The 9,171-nt window shown below is 67.2% G+C and carries 11 protein-coding genes; 10 read left to right on the top strand and 1 reads right to left on the bottom strand.

Features of this window, described 5'->3' with window-relative positions; translation table 11 throughout:
* The first annotated feature begins 415 nt into the window (after window positions 1–415).
* The 3 genes from Q9G87_RS60010 to Q9G87_RS60000 all read left to right on the top strand — a co-directional run bounded on the left by Q9G87_RS60010 (window position 416) and on the right by Q9G87_RS60000 (window position 2,887).
* Window positions 416–658: an AbrB/MazE/SpoVT family DNA-binding domain-containing protein gene (locus Q9G87_RS60010; RefSeq protein WP_305925632.1), complete on the top strand. Its 243-nt coding sequence runs from the start codon at window positions 416–418 to the stop codon at window positions 656–658.
* On the top strand, window positions 655–1,719 hold the full coding sequence (locus Q9G87_RS60005) for an alpha/beta fold hydrolase (protein ID WP_305925631.1): 1,065 nt from the start codon (window positions 655–657) through the stop codon (window positions 1,717–1,719). Before Q9G87_RS60010 ends, Q9G87_RS60005 begins: the two co-directional genes overlap by 4 nt.
* A gap of 940 nt (window positions 1,720–2,659) precedes the next feature.
* A complete protein-coding gene (locus Q9G87_RS60000; protein ID WP_305925630.1) occupies window positions 2,660–2,887 on the top strand; it encodes a hypothetical protein in 228 nt (75 codons plus the stop codon).
* Here the strand turns inward: Q9G87_RS60000 and Q9G87_RS59995 are convergent.
* Window positions 2,841–3,767 (bottom strand): RNA polymerase sigma-70 factor, encoded by a 927-nt coding sequence (locus Q9G87_RS59995; protein ID WP_305925633.1) that lies wholly within the window; start codon window positions 3,765–3,767, stop codon window positions 2,841–2,843. The two genes, Q9G87_RS60000 and Q9G87_RS59995, sit on opposite strands and share 47 nt — an antisense overlap.
* Window positions 3,768–3,902: 135 nt before the next feature.
* On the opposite strand from Q9G87_RS59995, the gene Q9G87_RS59990 reads away from it, so the two are divergent.
* The 7 genes from Q9G87_RS59990 to Q9G87_RS59960 all read left to right on the top strand — a co-directional run bounded on the left by Q9G87_RS59990 (window position 3,903) and on the right by Q9G87_RS59960 (window position 8,580).
* A complete protein-coding gene (locus tag Q9G87_RS59990) occupies window positions 3,903–4,748 on the top strand; it encodes an SDR family NAD(P)-dependent oxidoreductase (protein WP_305925629.1) in 846 nt (281 codons plus the stop codon).
* Between the two features lie 308 nt (window positions 4,749–5,056).
* The gene (locus Q9G87_RS59985; protein WP_305925628.1) at window positions 5,057–5,803 is read left to right on the top strand and encodes a hypothetical protein; all 747 of its coding nucleotides are present in this window, start codon (window positions 5,057–5,059) and stop codon (window positions 5,801–5,803) included.
* A gap of 300 nt (window positions 5,804–6,103) precedes the next feature.
* Window positions 6,104–6,709: a DUF2975 domain-containing protein gene (locus Q9G87_RS59980; RefSeq protein WP_305925627.1), complete on the top strand. Its 606-nt coding sequence runs from the start codon at window positions 6,104–6,106 to the stop codon at window positions 6,707–6,709.
* Entirely contained in the window at window positions 6,709–6,924 is a 216-nt protein-coding gene (locus tag Q9G87_RS59975) for a helix-turn-helix domain-containing protein (RefSeq protein ID WP_305925626.1), read from the top strand. The genes Q9G87_RS59980 and Q9G87_RS59975 overlap by 1 nt, the downstream gene beginning before the upstream one ends.
* A gap of 233 nt (window positions 6,925–7,157) precedes the next feature.
* Entirely contained in the window at window positions 7,158–7,631 is a 474-nt protein-coding gene (locus Q9G87_RS59970; RefSeq protein ID WP_305925625.1) for a hypothetical protein, read from the top strand.
* 9 nt (window positions 7,632–7,640) lie between these two features.
* The gene (locus tag Q9G87_RS59965; protein ID WP_305925624.1) at window positions 7,641–8,033 is read left to right on the top strand and encodes a hypothetical protein; all 393 of its coding nucleotides are present in this window, start codon (window positions 7,641–7,643) and stop codon (window positions 8,031–8,033) included.
* A gap of 91 nt (window positions 8,034–8,124) precedes the next feature.
* Window positions 8,125–8,580, top strand: a complete 456-nt coding sequence (locus tag Q9G87_RS59960) for a hypothetical protein (protein WP_305925623.1) — start codon at window positions 8,125–8,127, stop codon at window positions 8,578–8,580.
* Window positions 8,581–9,171 lie beyond the last annotated feature (591 nt).

Below are 9,171 nucleotides of genomic sequence, written 5' to 3'. Positions count from 1 at the left end.
CCTTGTTGCTCCCGGTGATCAACACCGAGGTCTGTTCCGAGTCCGTCATGCCCCTTAAGACGCCGCGCTCCGCTCGACTGTGACATGGGTGCGCGACGTCACAACCGGGAGCCCCTTGCGGGCTGGCAGCTGATAACGGCGAACTGTGTTCATCGGTCAGCCGGCCGCCGGTCTTAACCCTGGGGCCGGTCCCTCCACGTCATCGCCCGCAGGCGAGCTGCCCCTTCCCCAGGCACTCGTGCCCCCGTTTCACATCTTCACGGCAGAAGTCTGCGTTCCCGGCGAGAACCCGCCGAGCGCATCGGCCGCCTCGGTGATGCGGAAACAAGGACACGCCAAGGAGAGAAGTGTCTATAGTTGGAAAAGTAGGTCTAGTGGGACAAGTTGTGACCCCAGGGGGAACATGGTCGGGAAGATGATCGAAGGGCCGGACGGTCGCTACATCGTGGGCACGGTCAAGATCGGGGAGAAGGGGCAGATCGTCATCCCCAAGGACGCGCGTGACCTGCTCGGCCTCCAGCCGGGCGACACCCTGCTCGTTCTGCTGGACATCAAGCAGGGCATCGCGCTGGTCGACAACGAGCGGTTCCAGCAGTTCGCCAAGGGCGTGCTTGCCGTGCAGGAGGAGACGCCGGCCGACCCGGAGGCCGACCGATGACCCTGCGCAGATTCGTCCGCATCGCCTTACTGGTCACCGGGGGTCTGCTCCTTCTGGCCGCGCTGGCGGCAGGTGGCTACGTGTACCGGAACGTCACCTACGCCGAGCGGGACGCCGACGCCGTACGAGAGGCCGGCTTCGTCGAGAAGCAGTCCACGGTCAACGGATCCCTGATGAATTACGCCGAGGGCCCTGACAACGGGCCGTCCCTCCTGCTCATCCACGGCCAGTCCGTCGACTGGCGCCACTGGAGCCGGGTGCTGCCCGACCTGGCCGAGCATTACCACGTCTTCGCCATCGATGTCTACGGTCACGGCAAGTCGGCGCGCGTCCCGGTCAAGTACACCGCCAAGGCGCTAGCGGCGGACGCCCGCCAGTTCCTGACCCAGGTCGTGAGGGAGCCCGCGGTCGTCGCCGGTCACTCCTCCGGAGGGCTGATCGCGGCCGTGCTCGCCGCCGACGCGCCCGCCCAGGTCCAGGCGGTGGTGCTGGAGGATCCGCCGTTCTTCTCCTCGGTCCTGCCCCGCGCGGAAAAGACGTTCAACTATGTCGGCCTGGCATCCTCTGCCCACGACTTCCTGCGCAGCGGCGAGAGCGACTTCACCGCTTACCAGATCCGGCATGGCGCGATCTGGGACCTGTTCAAGGGCGCCAAGCAGAGCATGCAGGAGTACGCGCTCTCCTACCGCAAGGAGCATCCCGGTGAACCACTCATGATCTTCTACATGCCGCCGGAGCTCAACGAGTCCTTCCGCGCCATGGACTCCTACGACCCCCATTTCGGCGAGACCTTCTACGACAACAGCTTCCATCAGGGCTTTGACCATGCCGCCACACTCTCGCGCATCGGCGTCCCCGCCGTCCTGATCCACGTCAAAGACCTGTACGACGACAAGGGCGTCCTGCTGGCCGCCATGAGCGCCGACGACGCCCAGCAAGCCCGCTCCCTGCTCAAGGACGTGCAGTTCTACCAGGTCGACTCCGGCCACGGCTTCCACTTCGAACGCCCCGACGAGTTCAACGACATCATGCTGGACCTAGAGAAGCGGCTGAAGAAATAGGCCAGGTCGGCACTGCCAGGCAGCACTCAGGCTACTCTCGGTCAGATCCATGATTGACGTCGCGGCGAGTCCCGCACCTTGTGGGCAGCCCGCCGCCCGTCGTGCCAGCAGAGCCGCATCGTGATGCTCGCTCAGGCATAGCCCACGATGCGCCGGGAGAACAGGTCCGACACCGCCGCCAGTTGCAGTTTCCCCTCGCCGGTGGGGTTTCGGTGCCGTCGCCCACCCACCGCTGGTCCGGCGCGGTGGCGGTGAAGTCGCGTCGCAGATGGTCCTCGGGGCCTCCGGCGTTGGGCTGTCTTGGTCGACAAACCCACCTACCGCAGGTCCCGTTCGCCGTCCCCAGAATACGGAGATCTTCCCCGAACTGCCGTACAAGCAGTCGACGTCCCCGCCTGGCGTCGTTCCCTGGCCCCGGTGTCGGCGGCGTGCCGATCCGCACCGCGGCCGAACCGCCGCCGAACTCGCACACGATCCCTTGACCACGGGAGAACATGCTGGTCAAGACAGCCCCGCGAGATACATCCCCCCGCTACCCAGGGCAGTCCCCCAACTGCACTGCCGGAGCAGCAAAGATCACAAACCAGTCACGCCGCTTGACAGGAAGCACGACTCCCTAAGAGCCTTCTGACGAAGGATTGGGTCGGTGAGGCCGCGACCAAGGATGACCTGGTAAGTGCCGCTGCCGAGTGGTTCGCCTGCGGAAGCAGTGGGCTCCTGATAGCTGAGGTGTTGCCTACGCAACTCGGCGACCAGGAGCCCGTGGTTGTCTGCCTATACGTCCGCGCGTGAGCGCCAGTGGTTGTCCCTCGCCGGGGTGCGGGTGCCATGGTCGCAAGCCGTCGTATCCGTCGGATCTGACCGATGCCGAATGGGCGGTGCTGGAGGGTGAAGCACAGGCGGTGATGGCCGAGCTGGTCGCGCCGCCCGCCCTACCGCTTTGCTGGACCTCCGCCCGGCCGACCGCCGCTTCGGTTACCTGCTGGAGATGGTGCTGCGTGCCGGCGCCGGCGTCTGGCGCATCGCCGAGACCGAGGTCGACTACCTGCCCAGGAAGGGGCGCTTCACGGTGACCGGCACCCTGCGCGGAACCATGCGTGCGGTCTCCGACATGCGCCGGGTCATGGCGTCTGCTGCGCGCGGCGGGTCTGCTTCTTCTCGCGGATGACCGCGTGGGCGTCGGCGACGGGGCCGAGGTGCCCAAGCTTGTCGGGATTGACGATCGAGCGGATGGTCTGGATGCGTCCGTCCAAGATGTCGAGCGTCCAGGCGTTGAAGATCCGGCCATCGCGGTCGCGGATGATCGCGCCCGGCTGGCCGTTCACCTCGTGTGCCTCCAGCACCGCGCCGATCTGGGCGAACGGCGGGATGGTGACTGACAGCACCCGGGCGACCTTCGCGACGCCGAAGACGGGGAGCGTACTCCCGATCTTGCCGGCGCCGTCGTTGACCAGCTGGACATCGGCGGCCAGCAGTTCCTGCAGCCCTTCGACGTCCCCCTCCTTGAGCGCGTCGAAGAACCGCCCGGCAAGCTGGTCGCGCGACCGGCGATCCGCCTCGAAGCGGGGCCGGCCCGCGTCCATGTGGCGGCGCGCCTGCACCGCGAGCTGGCGGCAGGCCGCCTCCGACCGCTCCACGGCGGAGGCGATCTCCCGGTAGCTGAAGGCGAACACCTCGCGTAGCACGAAGACCGCACGCTCGAGCGGGCTGAGCCGCTCCAGCAGGATCAGCGCCGCCATCGACACCGAGTCGGCCAGCTCCGCCGACCGCTCCGGGTCCTGGTAGGGGTCGGTCAGCAGCGGTTCGGGGAACCACGGCCCGACGTAGGCCTCGCGCCGGACGCGGGCCGAGCGCAGCACGTCGATCGAGATCCGGGTCACCGTGGCCGACAGGAAGGCCTTGGGCGACTCGGGCTGGGTCGCGGAGCCCTCGTAGCGCAGCCAGGCCTCCTGGACGGCGTCCTCGGCCTCGCTCACACTGCCCAGGATCCGGTAGGCGATCGCGAAAAGCAGCGGCCGTAGCTCCTGGAACTCCTCAGTGCGGGTCACGCCGACCATTGATATCACCATAGCCGGATAAAAGTGACAAGGTGTCGCAGGTCTCACTCGGCCGAGCTCACATCCGCGCCGGGCTGTCTCGTCTAGGGGGTTGTAACAGCTGAAACCGGCAACAAGGAGCACACCATGCAGAAGGTCTGGTTCGTCACCGGCTCGTCCCGCGGCCTGGGCCGCAACTTCGTGGAGGCCGCCCTGTCGCGCGGTGACAAGGTCGCCGCCACCGCCCGGAGCACCGCAAGCCTGAAGGAGCTGGTCGACACCTATGGCGACGCGGTGCTCCCGCTGGAGATGGATGTGACCGACAGGGCCGCCGTCTTCGAGAGCGCGAAGCGCGCCAAGGAGCACTTCGGCCGGCTCGACGTCATCGTGAACAACGCCGGCCACGCCCAGATCGGCGCAGTCGAGGAGCTGACCGAGCAGGAACTGCGCGCCCAGCTCGAGACCAACCTGTTCGGCGCGGTGTGGGTGGTCCAGGCCGCGCTGCCGTACCTGCGCGAGCAGCGCTCGGGGCACATCATCCAGCTGTCCTCGGCTGCCGGGGTCATCGCCATGCCGCTCGGCGGCGCCTACCACGCCTCCAAGTGGGCCCTGGAGGGCCTTAACGAGGCGCTCGCCGGCGAGGTCGCCGAGTTCGGCGTCAAGGTGACCATCATCGAGCCCGGTGGCTTCGCCACCCGGGACGGCAACAACCCCGACCCGCTCGCCAACGGCCACATGGCCAAGACCGAGCCGGCCTACGACGGTCTCCGCCAGCGCCTCGGCGCGATGGCAGGGAAGCTGCCCGCAGGAGACCCGGCCGCCGCGGCGCAGGCACTTCTGAAGCTCGTCGACTCCGCCAACCCGCCGGTGCGGGTGCTGTTCGGCAAGGGCTTCTACCCGCTGATCCAGCAGGCCTACGCCGACCGGCTCAAGACCTGGGCCGACTGGCAGGACCTCTCGATCGAGGCGCACGGCAAGCTCGAAGCTCGCTGACCCCGGTCAGAGGTCGTGCCACTGGCGAGTGGCGGCCAGGTGGTCCGGGCGGCCGATGGCGATGAGGTTGGAGCGGTAGAGACCGATGGAGTCGATGACGAGCCGCGAGTGCGGGAGGAGGACCCTTTCACGCTTCCTTCTGCGGATTGCCGTTCAGGGACGACAGCTTCGTGTCTGATGGGCATCTGGCATATGGCTGTCGCATAGAAATCATCGCCGAAGCGACTGTGGAATCCTGGAGAGCCTTCCAGACCTGATGAACGCTGGCCCCCGCGGTCCTAGCATCAGGAGCCCGGCTGGGCTGGCTCTTGCCGACCGGCTGGATCCTGCACGCTCGCGCCTTCGGCGGCGAGCAGTGGTGGGTGTTCCTGCTGGTGGTAGCGTTCGTTGCGGTGTTGGTCGGGGTGGCCTACGCACGGTCGGCCCGCCGGGACACCGGTGCCGGCCTCGTACCGCCACGCTTCGGCCCCGTCCACGCGCCGAACGGCCTGTGCGGAGCCTTCGGGCTGGCGTGGCGGATGCACCGCACCATGGCGCTGGCATGGATCGCGGGCGCCGCCTTCATCGGCGCCGGGGTCGGGCTGGGCGGGCAGAGCGCCGTCAAGACGTTCGGTCAGAGCGGAGCGCTGGACTTCTGGGCTGAGCGGACCGGAGCCGACGATCCCGGGCAGATCTTCTTCGAACTCGTCGTGTACGAGCTGGCGGTGTATTCCGTGTCCCTGTATGCGATCATGACGGTGTTTCGCCTGCGCGGCGAGGCGGCCACTGAACTCTTCCTGTCCGGCCCGGTGAGCCGGGCCCGCTGGGTGGTCAGCCACCTGGTGTTCGCGGTGGCGATGCCCGTCGCCATCTTGGTGGTCGCCGGGCTCGGACTGGGTCTCGGCGACGGGAACTTCACCGGTGGCCTGGCCATCACCACGGTCATCCTGCCCGGCATTTGGGTGATGGCCGGGATCGCCGTGGCGGCCTTCGGGCTGTTCCGGCGGGCCGGAGCAGCCGTGGGGTGGACGGCCCTGGGGGCCGCGGTGTTCCAGTGGTCCATCACCGCGGCGTAGTGCTCGGGAGCCAGGTCGGCGACCCGGTGCTCCGGGCCGGTGATGGTGGCCAGGTGGCTGAGGGTCTGGGCGTAGCCGGCGCGGGTGGTGGCCGCGGGGATGGAGTCGAGGAATCGCTCGACGGCGGCCGCGGTGCTCTGCTCGGGCGCGGCCGGCGCGCCTTCAACGCGAAGCGGCGCAGCCCGTGGGGCTCCCGGAAGGCGACAACAGACCCGGAAGGACGAGGGACACTGATGCGCACGAAACTCGCTTCCCTGGCTGCGCTAGACATAACGAATCTCGTTATTTACGATTATCGTTATGTCTACGAGATGGCTCACCCGGCTCGAAACCCTGCTGACCCTCTTCCTGGTCCTGGCCTGCCTGGGCGCCCTGGGCCTGCTGCTCTACACCGCCCTGATCGCTTTCATCGGCACCGGCAATGGCATCGGCGTCCCCTTGCGGGTGTTCGACGTGCCGGTCGCGGGCATGGCGGCCCCGGATGCCGCGATCGTCAGCGCGACCGCCGACGTGACGGTCCGTCACCAGGGGCCCGCGCCGTTTGTCGGGCTGCTCTACCTGCTTCTGTGGGCGCCGGGCGTCACGACGACACTGCTCGCCCTGTTCACTGTCGTTCGCGCGCTGCGCAGGGCCAGATCGGGAGACAGGGCGCTGTTTTCCGCCGTCACCGCCGCCCACCTGCGGCGCCTCGGTTGGATCCTGATCATCGGCTCGCTCGCCACGGGACTGCTCGGTATGGTGGCCGAGCCGATTCTGGCCTCGATGCTGTTGGCCAAGAGCTACCCGTTCTACGCCCCGTCGGGCGAAGTGGTGGCCGGGGTCGTGACGGGAGTCGCGGTGCTGGCCGTTTCGGAGATCGTACGGCGTGGCCTGGTGCTGCTCGAAGAGGTCGAGGCCACCATCTGATGGCCGATCCGACCATCCGTGTACGACTGGATGAACTGCTCAAGGAGCGCGGCATGACGCTCACCGAGCTGTCGCACCGAGTGCAGATCACCGTCGTCAACCTGTCAATCCTGAAGAACGGCCACGCCAAAGCGATCCGCTTCTCCACCCTCGTGCGCCTGTGCGATGCCCTCGACTGTCAACCGGGCGATCTCCTCCGGTACGACCGGTCATAGGCCGAGACAACCAATCGCCGACAGTAGATCGCGCCCGGATGCGCCAGGTGTACGGGCACAAACGGGGAGACGTACATCACATTCGTCTGCTGTCACAGCTTGCGGGGCTGTTTCGTCGTAGGTGTAACAGCCAACACGACAAGAAGATCACCATGGACGCCCGTCTCAACCACCTCGGCAACCCGCTCACGGCCAAGTCCGAGAAGTAACCCCTCGATCGGAGAGTCGTCATCATGCTCAACGGCAAACGGATCGCCTGCATACTCGCGGCGGGCTCCATCGCCTCGGTAGCGGCCGGGGCGTACCCGGCATCCGCCGCCGGCGTCACGGACAGCAGCCTGGCCCCCGCATCGGTGGCAGCCGCGTCGACCTGCACGACATACGTGGCGGGCGGCCCCTCGGCAGCCCCGGGCCAGCCGCCCAAGAAGGTATACGCCCACGCCCGCTCAACGTGCGACTACGTCTATGGCGTGAAGCTGCAGATGACCCTCTACAGGGACGGCGTCAAAGTGGGCCAGAAGAAGATCTGCCAGGAGGGCCCGCTCAACCCGGAAGGCCAGCCGCCCCGGGACATGGTCTGCGAGGTCAACCTCCGGGTGGAGAACCCGTCGGGCATCCAGACCTGGAAGGTGAAGGTCAAAGCCCAGTGGATCAATGGTTTCCGTGACACGGTCACGAAGTCCTACACCGAATCGTTCAAGGCATAGGAGGCAGTCGTGTTCCGTTCCGTCACCAAGGTTGTCGCCCGGCTGAGCGTGCTGCTGCCGGTGAGCGTCTCGCTCGTGGCCGGGCCCGCGGCCATGGCGAGCTCGGCCGACATTCCCCCCAACTGCTCGGTAAGCGTGAAAACGATCCAGGGCCACGAGGTCGGCATGCGCACGATCGTCGGCCGCGGAGTCGTGAAATGCTCCAGCGCGTTGCGGCCTCAGATATCCATCAACCTGCGGAAGGGCGACACCATCAAGTCGCGCGCCACAAAGGACTGCAAGCAGGAGAAGAAGTGTGTCGCCTACACCGACACCATCTTCAAGGCCACCGGCTCCAATTGGTGCACCCAGATGGTGGTGAACTGGGGACTGATGGAGACGATCAAGTGGGGCTGCCTGTAGCGGCCAACCGACCCTTCAGGTAAGTGAACGCGTTTTCCGGTACACGAGGAGGAAGTGAGGTTTCACCGCGGTGAAGAGGACTCTGCATGTCGTGTTCTCGGCAATTGTCGTGACGGGAATGGGGGCGGCCATGCCTGCCGCGGCGCACGCGGGCGGGTACGGCTGCAAGGGGTCGCTGGTCGGCACCTGGCGCCTTCCCATGAAGGACGCGTACACGGGCGAGAAGTTCTACATCAGCGACGTCAAGCTCTACTACAACGCGAGCAGCGGCTGGAACTGCGCCGTCCTGGCGAAGCGACCGGACCATCAGCGGTACGGCACGCGTACCCCGATGGAGATCACCATGTACAACAGCCGCTTCCGTGAGGACAACGTCAAGAACAACCACGACTTCGACCACGGGCGTTTCAAGTACTACGCGGGCCCGGTACGGGTCTATGGCAAGAACATGTGCGTGAGCATCGTCGCTCACCACGCCGACACCGCCGGGCCCTTTGACGGGAAATGGTCCGGCAGTCGCCTGATCTTCGGCGCTGCCTGCGACTGACCGCGTCGTCCCGTGTGTCCGCCCAGCGCCCTTGGGGTTCGGGGCACCCCAAGGAAACGGCGCAGGCCCTTGTCGCTGCGGCTTGCGCGGGCCAAACCGTCCAGGCCCGAGCGCCGGTAGCCGGCCAGCCACCGCTGAAAGGTTCGGTAGGAGGGACCGTCTTCGCCCCGGGCGGCTGCCAGCCGTGCCAGTGGTATTCCGTCGTGCAGGTGCGGCGCCAGTACCTCATACCGGCTCGTGGCCAGGGCACGCCCGGCCACGTCCCCGGAGCGCACACGGTCCGGCGTGGCCTGTGCGTGTTGTTCACTCGCAGTGCTCACCCTGCCATCGTCCGTCCCCACAATGATCACCCACCACACCCGCGAGGGCCATGGTTACGGCAACCCATACAAACCGGGGCCCCTGCAGGAGTGGGCCGATGTCCTGGACCGGCATTTTCCCGCCGGTTAGTGACGATGCGGCCGGGGCCCCCCCCGGGGCCCGGGGCGCCGGGTGGCGGCCGGCCGACGGTGCCGGGGGCGGCACGCAGGTCGGCCGGCGTGGCCAGGGAGGCCCAGCCGGCCTCGGTCGAGCCGTACAGGTTGTAGAGCA

This window comes from Nonomuraea turcica (genome assembly GCF_030718205.1).
GTDB lineage: Bacteria > Actinomycetota > Actinomycetes > Streptosporangiales > Streptosporangiaceae > Nonomuraea.
This window is presented reverse-complemented; position numbering and strand designations above follow the sequence as displayed.